At 66.2% G+C, this 17,316-nt stretch carries 19 protein-coding genes; 11 read left to right on the forward strand and 8 right to left on the reverse strand.

Annotated elements, in window-relative coordinates; all coding sequences use genetic code 11:
• Nucleotides 1-1,848, reverse strand: coding sequence for a dihydroxy-acid dehydratase (gene ilvD, locus EO136_RS17285; protein WP_127145638.1), 1,848 nt, complete (start codon nucleotides 1,846-1,848; stop codon nucleotides 1-3).
• Nucleotides 1,849-2,785: 937 nt separating this feature from the next.
• Between ilvD and EO136_RS17295 the strand changes: the two genes are divergently transcribed.
• Together EO136_RS17295 and EO136_RS17300 are read left to right on the forward strand one after the other, a co-directional pair.
• The gene (locus EO136_RS17295) at nucleotides 2,786-3,289 is read left to right on the forward strand and encodes a DinB family protein (RefSeq protein ID WP_127145639.1); all 504 of its coding nucleotides are present in this window, start codon (nucleotides 2,786-2,788) and stop codon (nucleotides 3,287-3,289) included.
• 11 nt (nucleotides 3,290-3,300) lie between these two features.
• The gene (locus tag EO136_RS17300; RefSeq protein ID WP_127145640.1) at nucleotides 3,301-3,810 is read left to right on the forward strand and encodes a DUF1697 domain-containing protein; all 510 of its coding nucleotides are present in this window, start codon (nucleotides 3,301-3,303) and stop codon (nucleotides 3,808-3,810) included.
• On the opposite strand, the gene EO136_RS17305 is transcribed toward EO136_RS17300, so the two are convergent.
• The gene (locus tag EO136_RS17305) at nucleotides 3,807-4,274 is read right to left on the reverse strand and encodes an SRPBCC domain-containing protein (protein ID WP_127145641.1); all 468 of its coding nucleotides are present in this window, start codon (nucleotides 4,272-4,274) and stop codon (nucleotides 3,807-3,809) included. The genes EO136_RS17300 and EO136_RS17305 overlap by 4 nt on opposite strands.
• Nucleotides 4,271-4,825 (reverse strand): dihydrofolate reductase family protein, encoded by a 555-nt coding sequence (locus EO136_RS17310; protein ID WP_127145642.1) that lies wholly within the window; start codon nucleotides 4,823-4,825, stop codon nucleotides 4,271-4,273. The genes EO136_RS17305 and EO136_RS17310 overlap by 4 nt, the downstream gene beginning before the upstream one ends.
• A gap of 177 nt (nucleotides 4,826-5,002) precedes the next feature.
• Between EO136_RS17310 and EO136_RS17315 the strand changes: the two genes are divergently transcribed.
• A complete protein-coding gene (locus tag EO136_RS17315; RefSeq protein WP_127145643.1) occupies nucleotides 5,003-5,353 on the forward strand; it encodes a DUF1428 domain-containing protein in 351 nt (116 codons plus the stop codon).
• A 44-nt stretch (nucleotides 5,354-5,397) separates the two neighbouring features.
• Here the strand turns inward: EO136_RS17315 and EO136_RS17320 are convergent, their stop codons facing one another.
• Nucleotides 5,398-8,304: an insulinase family protein gene (locus EO136_RS17320; RefSeq protein ID WP_127145644.1), complete on the reverse strand. Its 2,907-nt coding sequence runs from the start codon at nucleotides 8,302-8,304 to the stop codon at nucleotides 5,398-5,400.
• 155 nt (nucleotides 8,305-8,459) lie between these two features.
• Between EO136_RS17320 and EO136_RS17325 the strand changes: the two genes are divergently transcribed.
• On the forward strand, nucleotides 8,460-9,095 hold the full coding sequence (locus tag EO136_RS17325) for a type VI secretion system-associated protein TagO (protein WP_127145645.1): 636 nt from the start codon (nucleotides 8,460-8,462) through the stop codon (nucleotides 9,093-9,095).
• A gap of 13 nt (nucleotides 9,096-9,108) precedes the next feature.
• Here EO136_RS17325 and EO136_RS17330 read toward each other — a convergent pair whose 3' ends face one another.
• The 4 genes from EO136_RS17330 to EO136_RS17345 form a co-directional block, all read right to left on the reverse strand.
• Nucleotides 9,109-9,906 carry an ion transporter gene (locus tag EO136_RS17330; RefSeq protein ID WP_127145646.1) on the reverse strand — a complete coding sequence of 266 codons (798 nt, stop codon included), beginning with the start codon at nucleotides 9,904-9,906 and terminating at the stop codon, nucleotides 9,109-9,111.
• Between the two features lie 86 nt (nucleotides 9,907-9,992).
• The gene (locus EO136_RS17335; protein WP_246018432.1) at nucleotides 9,993-10,973 is read right to left on the reverse strand and encodes a peptidoglycan DD-metalloendopeptidase family protein; all 981 of its coding nucleotides are present in this window, start codon (nucleotides 10,971-10,973) and stop codon (nucleotides 9,993-9,995) included.
• A gap of 80 nt (nucleotides 10,974-11,053) precedes the next feature.
• Nucleotides 11,054-11,269, reverse strand: a complete 216-nt coding sequence (locus EO136_RS17340) for a hypothetical protein (protein ID WP_127145647.1) — start codon at nucleotides 11,267-11,269, stop codon at nucleotides 11,054-11,056.
• 52 nt (nucleotides 11,270-11,321) lie between these two features.
• Nucleotides 11,322-11,531, reverse strand: a complete 210-nt coding sequence (locus tag EO136_RS17345; RefSeq protein ID WP_127145648.1) for a cold-shock protein — start codon at nucleotides 11,529-11,531, stop codon at nucleotides 11,322-11,324.
• 267 nt (nucleotides 11,532-11,798) lie between these two features.
• On the opposite strand from EO136_RS17345, the gene EO136_RS17350 reads away from it, so the two are divergent.
• From EO136_RS17350 to EO136_RS17375, 7 genes are all read left to right on the forward strand, one after another.
• Nucleotides 11,799-12,224 (forward strand): hypothetical protein, encoded by a 426-nt coding sequence (locus tag EO136_RS17350; protein ID WP_127145649.1) that lies wholly within the window; start codon nucleotides 11,799-11,801, stop codon nucleotides 12,222-12,224.
• Nucleotides 12,205-13,473, forward strand: a complete 1,269-nt coding sequence (locus tag EO136_RS17355; RefSeq protein ID WP_425466635.1) for a DNA-packaging protein — start codon at nucleotides 12,205-12,207, stop codon at nucleotides 13,471-13,473. Before EO136_RS17350 ends, EO136_RS17355 begins: the two co-directional genes overlap by 20 nt.
• 152 nt (nucleotides 13,474-13,625) lie before the next feature.
• Nucleotides 13,626-14,783: a phage portal protein gene (locus tag EO136_RS17360; protein ID WP_127145650.1), complete on the forward strand. Its 1,158-nt coding sequence runs from the start codon at nucleotides 13,626-13,628 to the stop codon at nucleotides 14,781-14,783.
• Nucleotides 14,784-15,158: 375 nt separating this feature from the next.
• On the forward strand, nucleotides 15,159-15,353 hold the full coding sequence (locus EO136_RS17365) for a hypothetical protein (protein WP_127145651.1): 195 nt from the start codon (nucleotides 15,159-15,161) through the stop codon (nucleotides 15,351-15,353).
• On the forward strand, nucleotides 15,350-15,493 hold the full coding sequence (locus EO136_RS18680) for a hypothetical protein (RefSeq protein ID WP_164730669.1): 144 nt from the start codon (nucleotides 15,350-15,352) through the stop codon (nucleotides 15,491-15,493). The genes EO136_RS17365 and EO136_RS18680 overlap by 4 nt, the downstream gene beginning before the upstream one ends.
• Nucleotides 15,490-15,996 (forward strand): HK97 family phage prohead protease, encoded by a 507-nt coding sequence (locus EO136_RS17370; protein ID WP_127145652.1) that lies wholly within the window; start codon nucleotides 15,490-15,492, stop codon nucleotides 15,994-15,996. The genes EO136_RS18680 and EO136_RS17370 overlap by 4 nt, the downstream gene beginning before the upstream one ends.
• The gene (locus EO136_RS17375; protein ID WP_127145653.1) at nucleotides 15,993-17,234 is read left to right on the forward strand and encodes a phage major capsid protein; all 1,242 of its coding nucleotides are present in this window, start codon (nucleotides 15,993-15,995) and stop codon (nucleotides 17,232-17,234) included. The genes EO136_RS17370 and EO136_RS17375 overlap by 4 nt, the downstream gene beginning before the upstream one ends.
• The last annotated feature ends 82 nt before the right edge of the window (nucleotides 17,235-17,316 follow it).

A 17,316-nucleotide genomic window follows, 5' to 3' on the forward strand; every position in this document is an offset into this window, starting at 1 on the left:
TTATTCGTCCGGGAGCACGCGGACGGCGCCCTTGTCCGCGCTCGAGGCGAGCATGGCATAGGCCTTGAGCGCGGTCGTGATCTTGCGCTTGCGCTTTTCAAGCGGCTTCCATGCATCGGCGCCGCGCGAATCCATCTCCTCGCGCCGGCGGATGAGCTCGGCATCGGACACCAGAAGGTTGATGGTGCGGTTGGGGATGTCGATCTCGATGGTATCGCCCTGTTCCACGAGCCCGATGGCGCCGCCCTGGGCCGCTTCGGGCGAGACGTGGCCGATCGAGAGGCCCGACGTGCCGCCCGAAAACCGTCCGTCTGTCAGCAGCGCGCAGTCCGCGCCCAGTCCCTTGGACTTGAGATAGCTCGTGGGATAGAGCATTTCCTGCATGCCCGGCCCGCCCTTGGGGCCCTCATAGCGGATGACGACCACGTCGCCGGCCTTGACCTTGCCCGTGAGAATGCCGGAGACGGCGCTGTCCTGGCTTTCGTAGACCACGGCCTTGCCGGTGAACTTGAGGATGGAGTCATCCACGCCCGCAGTCTTCACGATGCAGCCATCGAGCGCGATGTTGCCCTTGAGTACTGCCAGTCCGCCATCCTTGGAAAACGCGTGATCGGCCGAACGGATGACGCCGTTGCTGCGGTCGAGATCGAGCTCTTTCCAGCGGTTTTCGGTCGAGAAGGCCTCGGTGGTGCGGACCCCGCCCGGCGCAGCCATGAAGAACTGGCGCACGCTGTCGGAATTGGTGCGCGAGATGTCCCATTTGTCGAGCGCATCGCCTATGGTGGCGCTGTGGATGGTGGGCAGGTCGCGATTGAGCAGGTTCGCCCGGTCGAGCTGGCCGAGAATGCTCATGATGCCCCCGGCCCGGTGCACGTCTTCCATGTGGACGTCGGACTTGGCGGGCGCCACCTTGCAGAGCACGGGGACCTTGCGCGAGAGCTGGTCGATATCCTCAAGGTCGAAATCGATCTCGCCTTCATGGGCGGCGGCGAGGATGTGCAGGACCGTATTGGTCGACCCTCCCATGGCGATATCGAGCGCCATGGCGTTCTCGAACGCGCCCTTGGAGGCGACGTTGCGCGGCAGCACGCTTTCGTCATCCTGCTCGTAGTACCGGCGCGCCAGATCGACGATCAGATGCCCGGCTTCGAGGAACAGGCGCCTGCGGTCCGCGTGGGTGGCGAGGGTCGAGCCGTTGCCCGGCAGCGAGAGGCCGAGCGCCTCGGTGAGGCAATTCATGGAATTGGCCGTGAACATGCCCGAGCACGACCCGCAGGTGGGGCAGGCATTCTCTTCGAACGACTGGACTTCGGCATCGGTGTAGCTGTCATCGGCGGCCACGACCATGGCATCGACCAGATCGACGGCGCGGACTTCGTCCTTGTAGACGACCTTGCCCGCTTCCATGGGGCCGCCCGAGACGAAGACGACGGGGATGTTAAGCCGCATGGCGGCGTTGAGCATGCCCGGGGTGATCTTGTCGCAGTTCGAGATGCAGACCATGGCATCGGCGCAGTGGCCGTTGACCATGTATTCCACGCTGTCGGCGATCACCTCGCGGCTGGGCAGCGAATAGAGCATGCCGTCATGGCCCATGGCGATGCCGTCGTCGACCGCGATGGTGTTGAATTCCTTGGCCACGCCGCCGGCGCGCTCGATCTCGCGCGCCACCATCTGCCCCAGATCCTTGAGGTGGACGTGGCCGGGCACGAACTGGGTGAAGGAGTTGACCACGGCAATGATGGGCTTGCCGAAATCTCCATCCTTCATGCCAGTGGCGCGCCAGAGGCCGCGGGCACCGGCCATGTTGCGACCGTGAGTGGTTGTGCGTGAGCGATATGCGGGCATGAGGTCACCTGCTTTTGGGAGAACGTGTTCGGCATCGTGACGTGCCGGCGCGCAGTCTCCTCCTGTACGCGGCGGCATGCTCCCTGTCTATCGCGGGCACGCCGATGTGTAAAGCAAAACCGTACCGTACCGTACGGTACGGCTGAGGTGGGGATGGTGGGGAATCGGGGAGGGGCGAGGGAAGGGGAGGAATGGAGGAGGCTGGAGAGAGGAAGGGAAAGAAGACAGGCAGGAAGGAAGGAAGGAAGGAAGGAAGGAAGGAAGGAAGGAAGGGGGAAGAGGAGAAGAGCGCGGGTATGTTCGGCCTGGCGGCAGCCGAGCCCCTGCGTTGCCTCGGCCCTAAGCAGGGGCCATCAGCCGAAATCGCAGGAACTGGTTGGGGCAGGTATGCTGATGGGCCCGGGATGATGCCCGGGGCAGCCATGTGGGGTGGGGGCGGTGAAGACCCAGCAGGACCCCTCACCCCCGGCCCCTCTCCCTCAAGGGGAGAGGGGTGCGAAGACACCGGGTCTGCACCTGGACCAGCCCGGCACTCCCGAGGACGAAGCCCTCACCGCGCTCGGCCCCATCTTCCCTTCTTCGCTTGAGGGAGAAGGTGGCTCGGGCCGAAGGCCCGAGACGGATGAGGGGTTGACCGTTGAGCGCCCGGACGATCAGCCGGAGGACCCCTCACCCCCGGCCCCTCCCCTCAAGGGGAGAGGGGGGCTCGTGGGGCAGCGGCGGTGTGTGAACTGCGGAGCGCGCGCGAGGGTTGGGCTGATTGTCTCGATGGAATTCATCATGTGCCGCTGATCCCCACTCCCGCCAAGGGCTTGGCGATCATGGCTTCACAGGCAGTTGTCGCTGCATTGCAGCAGCGGCGGGGCTCGACCGGGTCTTTGCAGGGGGCGGGAATTGGCCGATGATCGGGAGCCCAATAATGGCCGAGGAGCGAGTCGTGATCAGTCCTGAATTTGCACAGGCCATGGCGGCCTATAATGCGGAGATGAACCGGCGCATCTATGGTGCGACCCTGCGGCTGTCCGATGCCGATCGCAAGGCGGAGCGGGGGCTGTTCTGGCATTCGATCCACGGGACGCTGAGCCATATCCTGTGGGCCGATACCTTGTGGCTCGCCCGGCTGGGGACGGGCGAGAAGCCTGACCTTCCGATCGCGCAGAGCGATCAGATGGAAGGCGATTTCGACACCCTTTGGTCGCGGCGCCAGGCGTTCGACGGGGTGATCGCGCAATGGGCCGGCGGGCTTGCTCAGGCCGATCTCGAGGGCGAGTTGACCTGGTACAGCGGTGCGGTGGATCGGGAACTGACGCGGAGCCGGGCGCTGTGCGTGATGCAGATCTTCAACCACCAGACCCATCATCGCGGGCAGGTTCACGGGGCGCTCACGGCACTGGGCGAAAAGACCGGGGACACCGACCTGCCCTTCGTGCTCGAGCCGTAACGGCGGCGTCCATGGGCATTTTCATCGCCCTTTTGCGCGCCGTCAACGTGGGCGGCACCGGCAAGCTGCCCATGGCCGAGCTCAAGGCCATGTGCGCCGAGATCGGGTTTGCCGATGCGCGGACCTATATCGCCAGCGGCAATGTGGTGTTCTCGAGCGCGCTGACTGCGGGGGAGGTCAAGGCCCGGCTCGAGGCGCGGCTGGCCGCCCATGCCGGCAAGCCCGTGGGCGTGATGGTGCGCACCGACGCCGAGATGGCCCGCGTGCTCGCGGACAATCCCTTTGCCGGGCAGCCGCCCAGTCAGGTGGTGGCGATCTTTCTCGACGATGCACCGCCTGCCGATGCGCTCCAGGGTGTGACCAACCGGTCCGGTGAGGACATCGCGCTCGGGGCGCGGGAGATCTACGTCCATTACGACCAGGGCATGGGGCAGTCGCGGCTGACCATTCCCGCAGCGCGGCGCGGGACGGCGCGCAACATGAATACGGTCGCGAAACTGGCGGCCATGGCGGGAGCTTAGCTGCGGGCCTCGCAATAGAGCGCAAGATTGTCGAGGGTCGAGGCGAGGCCGATGGCGTGATCCTCAGGAGAAATGCCGGTCGGCACGCCGGTGCAGGTGATGGTTACCTCGGTGCCCGCGTCCGACGACACCAGCGACGTGGTCATCGTCATGGTGCCGGAAAAGGCGGGATCGTTCGAGGAAAAGTCGATGGCTTCGGTCACCCGCCTGCCGGGATCGAGCGCGACGAACCTGCTTTCGAACACGTCGCTGCCGTCACCGGATTTTCCGGGGACGGACCGGTCCTCGTAGTGGAGGGCCATGCGCAGCGTACCGCCGGGCCGTGGATCGAAGCCGAGGACCTCGCCGCGCATGCCGGTTGGCGGACGCCACTCGACCATCGCCTCCGGGTCGATCAGCGCAGCATAGATGCGGGGGGGCTCGGCGGCGATGATGCGCGACGCGCTGTCGGTCCGCCCGCTCATGAAGCCAGCGCGTAGCGCAGGATGACGCCACCGGTGGCGAGGGGGCGGGACTCGAGGAGGGTCAGGGGCGGCAGGGTGCGGCCGGGTTTGAAGAGAGGAACACCCGAGCCGCGGATGACCGGCGCGAGGCAGATGCGGTACTCATCCACGAGGCCGCCCGCGAGCAGGGTGTCGAGCAGGTCGGCGCTGCCGAAGACATAGATGTTGCGCCCATCCTGGCGCTTGAGCGCGGCGATGGCCTTTGAGGCGTCGCCTTCAAGGAGGCTGGCATTGGCCCAGTCGAGCGGGCCGGACAGGGTGCGCGAAGCGACGCGCTTGTCGACCGCGTTCATGAAATCGGCGACCTCATCGGTCTCGTTCGCCCAGTGGGCGGCCATGCCCTCATAGGTCTTGCGCCCGAAAACCAGCGTGTCCATGTCCCGGCCCTGTTCGAGCGAGAACGCCTCGAGCTCGTCGCCCCATACGGTCTGGTGGAAATCGAGCTGCCAGGGGGTGTCCCCGTCGAACTGACCGTCGAGCGTCATGACGTTCCAGGCGATGAGCTTGCGCATTGGGCACTCCCCGATTGCGGCGGGCTGCGATTGGATCGATAGTTGAACCGGCCGCTCCCGATCGTCAATCCGAACAATCGTCCGCCGGCCCGGAAAAAACGCGTCACGGGCTGTCGGGAGACGTGAGGCTCGTGCGTCCTCCGGCTGGTGCAGCCACAAGCTTCAAAGGAGAATACCGTGGTTTACGTTCAAGGGTTCGCTGCCGCCGTGCCGACCGCGCGAAAGCAGGAATATGCCGATTTTTCGCTCAAGGCCCACGCCATGTTCAAGCGGCTGGGCGCGGTGCGCTACGTCGAGTGCTGGGGCGACGACGTGCCCAAGGGCACGGTCAACGACTTCTTCACCGCCGTCCAATGCAAGGACGACGAGACACCGGTCTTCAGCTGGATCGAATATCCCGACAAGGCGACCTATGAAGCCGCCATCAAAGGGATGATGGAAGATCCGGAGATGGAAGGCTTGGAGATGCCGTTCGACGGGCAGCGCATGATCTATGGCGGGTTCGAGGTTATCGTCGACGAACTCTAAGGCGCCGACAGGCAGGCTGGCCCGGTTGCCCGGGCCTGCCGCCATCACAGAACCCTGGTGACCGAGAGGAACCCGTTCCGCTCGGCATTAGCCTTTTCGATGGCCGCGGCCGACCCCAGGACGGCGACGTGGCCGTGCCGGGCGACGGCATCGAAATACTCCGCCGCGGCGGTGAAATCGGCCGTGGTGGTGGAGAGCACCTGTTCGCGCCGGGCCTGCCGGTGCGCGTCGGTGACATTGGTCAGCGCGCGCACCAGCGCGGTGTAGCCCTTGGCGTCGGGCAGCTGGTAGGGGTCGAGATCGGAGATGACGCCGATGATCGAGCGCACCAGATCGGCCTCGGAAATCCCCTTGCGCAGGAAATCGCCGGTGGCGTCGTAGACGTCGAGCGTCGCGGTGAGGTTGGGATCGCGATAGGACCCGAAGGCGAAATCGCCCGAGAGGGAGTCAAAGAGCGAGAACCCGCCATAAGCGCCGCCCTCGACCCGGATCTTGTCCCAGAGCCATGAGGTGCGCAGGAACTTGTTGACCACCGCGAACGAGCCTTCGGGCGCATAGCCCAGCGCCTTGAGATTGGCGCCCTTGGCCACGTAGTTGACCTGTGCGGGGATGGTCAGGCCCTCATTGCGGGGTGCTGGCGGCGTGCCCCAGTCGGCGCGCACGAAGGCGCTGCGCGGCAGGCGCGAAAGCAGCGAGGCCAGCTCGGGCATGAACGCTTCGGTGCTCGGCCCGTCGGCGGTGAGGTTGGCAACGAGCGCAGCGGAATTGACGAGATGCCCGCGCAGAGCTTCTAGTGCCTGCTGCACGCCCTCCCAGTCGGTCTCGATCCGCCGGGCCAGTTCGCGGAGGAAAAAGAGCTGGCTGATCCCGCCCGTCTGCTCGTTGACCCAATCGGCCTCGTGCAGCCCCGCCCGGACGCGACCGAGGGCGAACTGGTGGCCCGAGGGCACGAGTCCGGCTTCAAAGCGCGCCTTGTCCTCGCCCACGATCTGGCGGATGCGGTCGCGGTTGGCGAAATTGGCGTCGGTGAGCACTTCGCCCATCACCGCAGCGAGCTCTGCGCCTCGGTCGGCGGTGGCCTTGCCGCGGGCGATCAGCATGGTGGCCGCCTCGTCGCTCCCGACGATGGCCGAGGACAGGCGCGAGATCGACACCCCGCCGGTCGACCGCCCGATCCGCTGGGTGAGGGCGACGAAATCCTCGCGCGAGGTGCCCGTCTGGGTCAGCGCGCGCGAAAAGACCGGCACCAGCGGCAGGAGGTCGGCGGGCACGGCCTTGAGATCGAAGGCGAGGTCCAGATAGACGATGCCATTGGTCGGCAGATCATGGGTGAGCACGCGCACCCCTTCGATCGCGGTTTCCGCCCCGGGAATGGACATGCCCTCGCGCGGGAGATCCTTGAGCGTCAGCGTGGGGATACGAGCGAGGTCTTCTGGGTTGTCGGGCGCGTTCTGGAGCGTCTTGAGCCGCTTGGTGGTCTCGATGACCGCACCGATCTCGGCCTCGCTCATGGCCGATCTCGCGGCGTCGAGCCGGGCCCGCTCGGCGGCCTCCTCGCGGGCGGCCTGATCCTTGTCGGCCTTGAGCACCAGCGTGGTGCGGTGGGGATTGTCGAGCAGGAGCGAGCGGATGCGGTCCTCCACGATACGTTCGCCGGCGGCGAGGCGGGCCTTGATGGCGGCTAGCGGCTTTTCGTATTTCAGCCCGTCGAGCGGATTGCCGCCATAGAGCCATTTGTTGAGCGCGGAAAAGAAATAGATGATGCCGCGTGGATAGCCGCCGGTGTTGTTCTCGCGGAGCTGGAATTCATAGCTGTTGACCGTCGCCTCGATGGTCGCGGCGTCCACGCCGTCGCGCGCAAGGTCCTCTAGTCCATCGAGGATCAGGGCTTGGAGTTTGTCGGCATCGGCGGGATCGACCCCGCGCATGCCGGCATAAAACCACGGCTCGCGCGAATGACCGTTCAGGAACGCCATCACCGCTTCGCCCAGACCGGATTCGGTCAGGCGCTTGTGGAGCGGGGAGGCCGAGGTGCCAAAGAGCGCCAGCGCGGTGATGGCGCGGGCGAGATTTTCCTCGTCGTCGGCAGTGTCCTCGAGCAGCCAGTTGACCGAGACGAAGGCGTTGCGCGTGTTTTCCTCGTCGGCCGGATAGGTCTTTTCGACCCGGCGCGGCTTGGAAAATCGTGGCTGGAGCGCGATCTCCCCGGCGGGAGCGGAGGGCTCGAAACGGTCGAGAACGGTGGCAAGGATGTCGAGGCGCTTTTCCGGGTCATCGTCCCCATAGAAGATGAACTGGGCGTTCGAGGGGTGGTAGTGGCGTTTGTGGAAAGCGGAGAACTGCTCGAAGGTGAGATCGGGCATGACGCGCGGATCGCCGCCCGAGGAGAGCCCGTAGGTGGTGTCGGGAAAGAGCGAGTTCTGCGCATAGACGCGGAAAACCTGATCGGGCGAGGAATAGCCGCCCTTCATCTCGTTGAAGACGACGCCCTTGTAGGCGAGAGGTCCGGCGGGATCCTCGAGCTCGTAGTGCCAGCCCTCCTGAAGGAAGGTTTCCCGGCTCAGGAGCGGGAAGAAGACGGCATCGAGATAGACTTCCGTGAGGTTGTAGAAGTCCGCAAGGTTCTGACTGGCGACCGGGTAGACCGTCTTGTCGGGAAAGGTCATGGCGTTGAGGAAGGTGTGGAGCGAGCCCTTGAGCATTTCAACGAAGGGCTTCTTGACCGGGAATTTCTCCGAACCGCACAGGACCGAATGCTCGAGAATATGGGCGATGCCGGTGGAATCCTCGGGCGGGGTGGCAAAGGAAACGCCGAACACCTTGTTCTCGTCGTCATTGATCAGCGAGAGCACTTCGGCGCCCGTCTTTTTGTGCCGGTAATGGCGCGCAAGAGCGTTGACCTCCTCGATCCGTTCCTCGGCGATGAGATCGAAAGCGTCTGCTGCGGCCATGGGGTGCTCCTGTTCGGTGATCGCTTGTGCTGCCGTATGTAGGGTTGCGGGCGGGAGGTGCCAAGCACGGCGGCCAACAATCGCGTGATTCAGTATGGACTTGCCGGCCCGCGCCGACCACATTGCTGCCAGTCGAGACAATCAGGGATGACGATATGCTCAAAGCGGGACTTTTGGTTGCACTGGCCACACTCGGGCTGTCCGCTGCCGCACCGGCGCTGGCACAGACCGTCGAGCGGTGCGCGGCCATCGGTCCGGCGAGTGAGCGGCTGTCGTGCTATGATTCCCTTTTCCGTTCGGACCAGTTCACCGGGATCACCGGGGAAGCGAGCGAGCCGCTTGCGGGGCTTTGGACCGGTGGGATCGAGATCTCCCAGATCGAGGGCACCGAACGCCCGTTCGCGACCGTGCAATCCGAGCAGCTCATTCCTGCTCTCCCCAGGGGCCGCGCGCCGGCCCGGATGACAATCCTGTGCGTGGACGGCGATGCGGCGGTGCAGTTCGCCTTTGCGGGCTATCCGATGGGCACGCCGACGTCCAACAGCGGGACGCTGACCATCCAGTTCGACCGACAGCCGCCACGCAGCCAGTCCCTTCCGCTCTCGCCCGATCGCAACGCGCTGGGGTTCTACGACGACCAGGCGGCGCGCGCCTTTATCGAGCAGCTTCGCCAGTCCGGCAGGCTGCTGGTCCGCGCCCAGCCGCAATCGCAGCGCTCGGTGACCGTGAGCTTTGAGATCGACGGCATCGAGCAGGCGATCGCCCCGGTGCGCGAGAGCTGCAACATCTAGCTCCCGGCCATGGTTAGCCGTCCTTGCCGATGGCCTCGCGCATCTGGGCCACTTCGGTGCGCAGGGCGCGCACTTCCTCGAGCACCATCGACGTTTCCGACTGCAAGGCCTGGCGATCGGCTTCCAGGATGGCATCGTGCTCCTCCTGCATGGCCGAGACGATCACACCGATAAAGAGGTTGAGGACCGTGAAGGCCGTGCAGGCGATGAACGGTACGAAGAATGCCCATGCCCAGGGATAAATTTCCATCACCGGCCGGACGATGCCCATGGACCAGCTTTCCAGCGTCATGATCTGGAAGAGCGAATAAAACGAGGCGCCGATCGAGCCGAACCAGTCGGGAAAGCTGGCGCCAAAGAGCTTGGTCGCCATGACCGCAAAGACATAGAAGACCAGCAGCAGGAGGACGACGATCGAGCCGAGCCCGGGCAGGGCGGAAATCAGCCCGCCGACCACCCGGCGCAGCGAGGGCACCACGGAAATCAGCCGCAGCACGCGCAGGATGCGGAGAGCGCGCAAGACGGTGAAGGGCCCGGACGCGGGAATGAGCGCGATGGCGACGATAGTGAAATCGAAGATCGACCAGGGATCGCGGAAGAACCGGAAGCCGAAGGCGTAGAGCCGCAGGGCGATTTCGACGATGAAGATGGCGAGGATGATGCGGTCGAAGGTCTCGAGCAGGCCGCCGGCGCGCGCCATCACCTCGGGAACCGTTTCAAGCCCCAGGGTCACCGCGTTGATGATGATGATCGTGATGATCCATTGCTCCCAGCGACGCGAGGAGACGAGCAGTGCAATCTTAGAACGCATGTACCCTGTGGGCCCCCGCTGAACAACGCGCAAAGGGAAAGCGTGAATCGCGGGGGCGGTCAAGGGGCACGGGCCCCGGCCTGAACTCAGTTCGCGGTGACGATTTGCCCGCGCATCGGTTCGCCGCGGTCCACGGGCTCGCCGTCTGCGGCATAATCGAGGAACTGAGCGGGAATGCCTTCGCCCTCCAGCAGATCGGGCGTGGTCTGGAGATGGAAATGCAGGTGCGGCTCGGAGGTGTTGCCCGAGTTCCCGCACAGCCCCAGAACATCGCCCTGGCTGACCTCGTCGCCCAGCTGGACCTGGACCGAGCCGGCCTGGAGGTGGGCGAGGAAGGCATATTCGTCATCGGCCAGATTGAGAATGACGTGGTTGCCCGCCGGGTTTTCCGGATCGGTCTCCCCGATCACCTGATCGGGCAGATCCCTGACCGCTGCGACGACGAGGCCGTCGGCGGGGGCGAGGATCTCCTGGCCCCAGCAATGGTAGTTCTCGGGCAGGAGAGGATCGCCCTCAAAGGTCGCGCCGTCCCTCTCGACCACGAAATCGACCGCAAAACGCTGAATGGGATCGACCGCATGATAGTTCTGCGCGACCGTGCGCCCGCCCCAATAGACCGACCATTCGCCCTCGAAGGGCAGGCGCAGATCGGCTCGGGTGGTGTAGTCGAGATGTTGCGAGGGTGCGGCTTCGGGCTCGGGCTGGACGTAAAAGCCGAGAATGGTGCCGTCTTCCGCGAACGCCCACTGCATGACGACGGGGGTTTCCGCATTGTCCCAGCGCCCGGTGCGCACGTAGAATTCGCCCTGCGGGGTGGCGCGGACCACTTCGTCGAGGATGTCGACTTCCTGGCCGATTTCGGGGGCGAGGTCGGCGCGGAACTGCTCGAAGGCTTCCAACGAGCCGAGCGCGTCCTGCATCTCCGGGCTCATCGCCTCCCAGATGCCTTCGAGGTCTCCGGCAAGGAAGGCGTCGGAGCGCTCACGGCCGAACTCGAACGCATCCTGCCCCAGGGCAGGGGCGGAAAGCAGGGTGGCGGCAGCGAGGGCGAAAAGGCGCGGCATCATGGCGAAGGCTCCGGTGGGACACCTTGCTTAATGCGCCGGTGGGGTCAAAGGTTCAGACTGCTGGCCCCGATCTGGGCCGGTCAGGCTTTGCGCGACTTGCGCACGGGCTTGGCCGCCTTGGTGGCAGCCTTTTCCTCGGCGTCGACGCGCTCTTTTTCGAGACGAAGGGCCTTGAGACGCGCGGTCTTGGCGCGGGTGGCGTCGAGCGTCCGTTCTTCCTCATCGAGCGCCTGCTTCTGGCGCTTTTCCATTTCGGAGAACTTCTTTTGCGCGCTGATGCGCGCTGGGGTGACCATGATTGGCTCCAGAACGAAGAAGGCCGCCCGAAGGCGGCCCTCTGAAAGCAGATTATTCGGCGACCGAGAGGTTGACCGCCGAGCTGCGGCCGTCACGGCCCTTCTCGAGATCGTAGTTCACGACCTGACCTTCGGTCAGCGTGCCGAGGCCCGAGCGCTCGACTGCCGAGATGTGCACGAACGCGTCACCGCCGCCTTCGTTGGGCTCGATGAAGCCGAAGCCCTTGGTGGTGTTGAAGAATTTTACCTTGCCGGTGGCCATGATATGGTCCTTTCAATTGGCAGGTTCACCCGGAGCACCATGCGTTGCCGGATGCGACGGGTCGAAGTGCCCGTCTCTAACGATCGCAATTGAAGGTAGCCAGAGTAGCCGGCATGCACCGGAAGTTCAGGGTCGCCAATAGCATCACGTATGGTTCCCATCTTACAGCGCCAGCGAGCCTTTAGCAAGCGGCGCCATACGAACTTGTCCCCCCGTGCCGCAGCCGGGCTATCGTTGTGTCATGCTTACAAAATGGTGCGGGGAGACATGTCCGACGGGGTCGACTGGGCCGCGGTGCGGCGCGCCTATGAAGATACGCCCGAGCCCACGCGCGCCATCGCCGAGCGGTACGGCATCACGCTCGACGCCCTGGCCAAGGCCAGGCGGGCAGGCCAGTGGATGCCCCGGCGCGCGGGGCGGCAGACCGCATCACGGGTCCAGCTCATTGCGCGGCTGATGCGCCTGCTCGACCGGCAGGTGAGCCAGATCGAGGAGAAGATGGGCGCGGACGGGGACGGGACGCTCCCGGACGTGCGCCTTCTCGAAACCCTCACGCGCACCATGGACCGGCTGATCGCGCTCGACGAGGCCGAACGCGCCCGGCGCCCCAGGCGCCTGAGCGGACCCGAGGCAGAAGAGCTGCGCACGCGGCTGGCAGACAGGATCATGCGGTTTGGACAGACGAACGGCTGAAGCGATCGCCAGGGCGATCCCGCTCGCGGAGGCGAGGGGGCTCGTCGACGACTGGACGCTCGAGGCGCGGCCCGCCCAGCTTGCCCCCGTTGGCGACTGGGTGACCTGGCTGCTGGTCGGCGGGCGCGGGGCGGGCAAGACGCGGGCCGGCGCCGAATGGGTGCGGGGCCTTGCGATCGGCTCACGGCCCATGAGCCCGATCGCGCTCGTTGGCGAAACCATGACCGAGGCGCGGGCCGTGATGGTGGAGGGTGTCTCCGGGCTTCTGGCTCTGGGGCGCGAGGGCACGCGCCCGCGATACGATTCCGGTCGCGACCGGGTGGAGTGGCCCAACGGGGCGATCGGGCTGGTGCTGCCGGCCAACGACCCCGAGCGGTTCCGCGGCCCCCAGTTCGCGGCGGCCTGGTGCGATGAGCTGGCCAAATGGCCCAAGGCCGAGGCGGCCTGGGACATGCTGCAATTCGGGCTGCGGCTGGGCGATCACCCCCGCCAGCTCGTGACGACGACGCCCCGGCCCACACGGCTGCTCAAGCGGCTGCTGGCCGAGCCGGGAACGGTCATCACGCGCATGCGGACCGACGAGAACGCGGACAATCTCGCGCCGGGATTTCTCGACGCGGTCGTGGGACGCTATCGCGGCACGGCGCTGGGCCGGCAGGAACTGGATGGGGAAATGATCGAGGACAGGCCCGGCGCGCTCTGGACCCGTGACGGGCTCGAAGCGGTACGGATCGCGATCGTGCCCGAACTCGAACGGGTGGTGGTGGCGGTCGATCCTCCCGCATCGAGCGCCGAGGGCGCGGATTCGTGCGGGATCGTGGTGGCGGGCCGGCGCGGCGGGATCGCCGTGGTGCTGGCCGACCGCACGGTGTCCCGGATGACCCCGGTGGGCTGGGCGCGCGTGGCGATCAAGGCGTTTCACGAATTCGGGGCCGACGCGATCATCGCGGAGGTCAACCAGGGTGGGGAGATGGTCAAGCAGGTGCTCGCCCAGGTCGATGCGCTGGTGCCGGTGCGCTCGGTGCGCGCGACCCGGGGCAAATGGCTGCGGGCCGAACCGGTCGCGGCGCTCTATGCGCAGGGCAAGGTGAGCCACGCGGGTTCCTTCCCCCAGCTCGAGGACGAGATGTGCGCTTTCGGGGTCGACGGGATGGCAGAGGGCCATTCGCCCGACAGGCTGGACGCGCTGGTCTGGGCGCTGCGCGAATTGCTGCTCAGGGGCGGCGGCGTGCCCCGGGCGCGGTGGTGAAAAGCGAATACTTATCCCCCCGTCACGGGGCTGGGGTATGGTTCTGACATGATGGGAACAGTGGGCGGGGCGCCGGGAGCGCACTCCTTGTGCCGGTCGCCGGCGGTCGAGCCGCGGCGGAGGCGCCCGCTGCCAGGAAGGGATATCAACACATGCCGAACTGGTTCGACCGGCTCGTTGCCGGCCGCGTCCGCGCGCCTGCTGAGACAAAGACGGCGGGCAGCCAGACGCTCTTCGCGCTCAGCCCGCTGGGCGAGGGGGCGAGCCCGCGAAAAGGGTTCGTCGCGCTGGCCAATGAGGGCTTTGCGCGCAATCCGGTGGTCCATCGCTGCGTGCGGCTGGTGGCCCAGAGTGCGGCGCGGGTGCCTTTCGAGGTCCGCGACGGGGCGCGAGTGCTGACCGAGCACCCCATGCTCGATCTGATCGCCCGGCCCAACCGCCGCCAGACGGGCAGCGCGCTGCTCGAGGCGGTCTATTGCTATCTCCAGACGGCGGGGAACGCGTTCATCGACGCGGCGATCGCCGATGGGGAGGTCAAGGGGCTCTACGGATTGCGGCCCGACCGCATGGCGGTGATCGCGGGCCGGGATGGCTGGCCGATCGGCTATGGCTACACCGTGGGCGGGACGACAACCCGGCTGATGCTCGACACCGCGCCCATACCGCGCGTGCTGCATCTGAGCCTGTTCCATCCGCTCGACGATCATTACGGGATGTCCCCGCTCCAGGCGGCGCAGGAAAGTCTTGAGACCCACAACGCCGCCACGCGCTGGAACCGGGCGCTGCTCGAGAACGCGGCGCGGCCCTCCGGGGCGCTGGTCTACAGCGCGGGCGAGAACCTCACCGAGGAGCAGTTCCGCCGGCTCAAGGACGAGCTGGAGGCCGGGTTTGCAGGGGCGATGAACGCGGGCCGGCCCATGGTGCTCGATGGCGGGCTGGACTGGAAGTCGATGGGGCTTTCGCCCAAGGACATGGATTTCCTCGAAGCCAAGAACGCGGCGGCGCGGGAGATCGCGCTGGCCTTCGGCGTGCCGCCCATGCTGCTCGGCATTCCCGGGGACAACACCTATGCCAACTATGCCGAAGCAAGCCGGGCCCTCTGGCGCCAGACGGTGATCCCGCTGGTCCAGAGCGTTGCCGCCGCGCTCGGCCAATGGCTGGCCCCGGCGTTCGGCGGCGCGGCGCTGGTGCCCGATTTCGACGTGATCGAGGCGCTGGCGGCCGAGCGGGCGCTTGAATGGGACCGGATCGGGAAAGCCGGGTTTCTGACTGACGCCGAGAAGCGTGAGCTGGTGGGGTTCGGGGAGTAGCGGGTGGCTGGTGGGGCCGCGGTCCACCCCTCACCCCCGACCCCTCTCCCTCAAGGGGAGAGGGGGGCTCGTGGGCCAGCGGCGGTGTCCAGGCTCAAGCCTGACCTCTCCCGGGGCGGGGAAACGTTCTAAAGTTCTTTGCAACGCTGGCATTTGGGCAGTCCACCGGTGCCCGCTACCCGGTTTCTGCTCTCGATGTTGTTTCCTTCCGTGCAAGCGTTGTTGTCGTGATGAACTTTGGTCCCGGGAAGCCGGGAACGAAACGGGTTCACTTTCGCCATCGCGAATCTCCTGACGCTGCGTCTGTGCAGCTCACCAAGTCTAGAAGAACCGAGCAGAGTTCGAACTTCGGACCATTCCGTAGGCAATCGTCACATGAATGAAATCACTCATGCCGTGCTCGAGCGCGGGGATCTGGCTCATCTGGCGCTGTTTCTCTGGGCGGGGGCGGCGAGTTGGGGGTGCCTGGTGCTGTTGCGCGAGCTGGGGGCGGCGAACCGGCGGTTCAATGCTTTCGTGACCGAGATCGCGCACCTCAACAGGCTGTTCAGCAACAGGGACAGATCATGAGCAAAAAGCAGAGCCAGGGCGCCAAACCCGACGCGCGGGCGACGCGGGTGTTCCGGCAGTTCGCCTGGAACCTTGCGGGCACGCTGGCCGCCCGGCCGGGCAAATCGGGAGCCGCGAGCGAACGGCAGGGCCGCAAATGAGCGTCGTGATCGACGCCGATGGGCGGTTTTCCGGCTACGCCTCGATTTTCGGGCGGCGCGACCAGGGCGGGGACATCGTGATGCCAGGGGCCTTTGCCGCTTCGCTCGCCCTGCGCGGGCCGGCGCGCATCCGGCTGTTGTTCCAGCACGACCCCAAGGAGCCGGTGGGCGTCTGGGAAGAGGCGGTCGAGGACGCGACGGGCCTGAAGGTGGCCGGTCGGCTGCTCGAGGGCGTGCCACGGGCAGCGAGCCTGCGGCACCTGATCGCCCAGGGCGGGCTGGACGGGCTTTCGATCGGGTTCCGTGCCGTGCGCGCCACCCGGGAACAGAGATCGGGCACCCGCCGGCTGTGGGCGCTCGATCTGTGGGAAATCTCCATCGTCACCTTCCCGATGATGGATGCGGCGCGGATCGGCGCCGCACCGGGCGGCGACGCCGCCCGACTGGCCGCAACGCTTGGCGCGGCGGCGCGACTGATGAGAACCAAAAAGGATGGACAATGACCGTATCCGATGCTCCGCGCCTTGAGAACAAGGCCGCTTCTGTGCCCGCCAATGGCGATGTGGCTGCCCTGTTCGGCGAGTTCATGTCGGCGTTCGAGGAGTTCAAATCGACCAATGACGCCCGGCTGGGCGAACTGGAAAAACGCGGGGGCGCCGACACCCTGATCGAGGACAAGCTCGAGCGCCTCAACACCATCCTCGACGGGCACAAGGCGGCGCTCGACAAGGCCGCGATCGAGCGGGCCCGGCCGTCGCTCGAAGGCGGACGCGCCCATTCGGGTGACGAATACAAGGAAGCGTTCTCGGCCTACGTCAAGCACGGCGAGGAAAAGGCGCTGCGGGCCGGATCGGGCGAGGAGGGCGGCTATCTGGTGCCCGCCGAAACCGAGACGGAACTGTCGCGGCTGCTGACGGCGGTCTCGCCGATGCGGGCGATCTGCGGGGTGCGGCAGGTGTCGTCCTCGGTCTACAAAAAGCCCATCACGGTGAGCGGGCCCCAGACCGGCTGGGTGGGCGAATCCGCCGCGCGCAGCCAGACCAATGCCCAGACGCTCGACGAGCTCAATTTCCCGACCACCGAACTCTACGCCATGCCGGCGGCGACCCAGATGTTTCTCGACGATGCGGTGGTCGATGTGGGCCAGTGGATCGCCGAGGAGGTGAACGCGGCCTTTGCCGAGCAGGAGACGGCGGCGTTCATCACCGGTGACGGAAACAACAAGCCGCGGGGCTTTCTATCTGCGACCACTGTCGCTGAGGCGGAGTGGGCCTGGGAGAGCCTGGGGTTTGTCGCGACCGGCGTCGATGGGGCGTTCCCCGGCGGGTCCGCGCCGGCCGACGCCTCGGACGTGCTGGTCGACCTGGTCTATGCGCTCAAGGCCGGCTATCGCCAGAACGCCACCTGGATGATGAACCGGCGCACGCAAGCGGCGATCCGCAAGCTCAAGGACGCGGACGGCAATTATCTCTGGCAGCCGGCGGCTACCCCGGACGGGCGGGCCCGGCTGATGGGCTTCCCGCTGGTGGAAGCCGAGGACATGCACGACATCGCCACCGACGCAACGCCCATCGCCTTCGGGGACTTCCGGCGCGGGTATCTGATCGTCGACCGGCAGGGGGTGAACGTGTTGCGCGATCCCTATTCGGCCAAGCCCTATGTGCTGTTCTACACCACCAAGCGCGTGGGCGGCGGGATTGCCGACTATGATGCGATCAAGCTGCTGAAGTTCTCCGAGTAGATGAGGGCCGCGGACCAGGCGCGGCTTGGGGACCATCCGGTCCGCAAAGCCCTGGTTGCGGCAGAGGACCCCTCATCCGACC

The organism is Pelagibacterium montanilacus, from assembly GCF_003992665.1.
Lineage (GTDB): Bacteria > Pseudomonadota > Alphaproteobacteria > Rhizobiales > Devosiaceae > Pelagibacterium > Pelagibacterium montanilacus.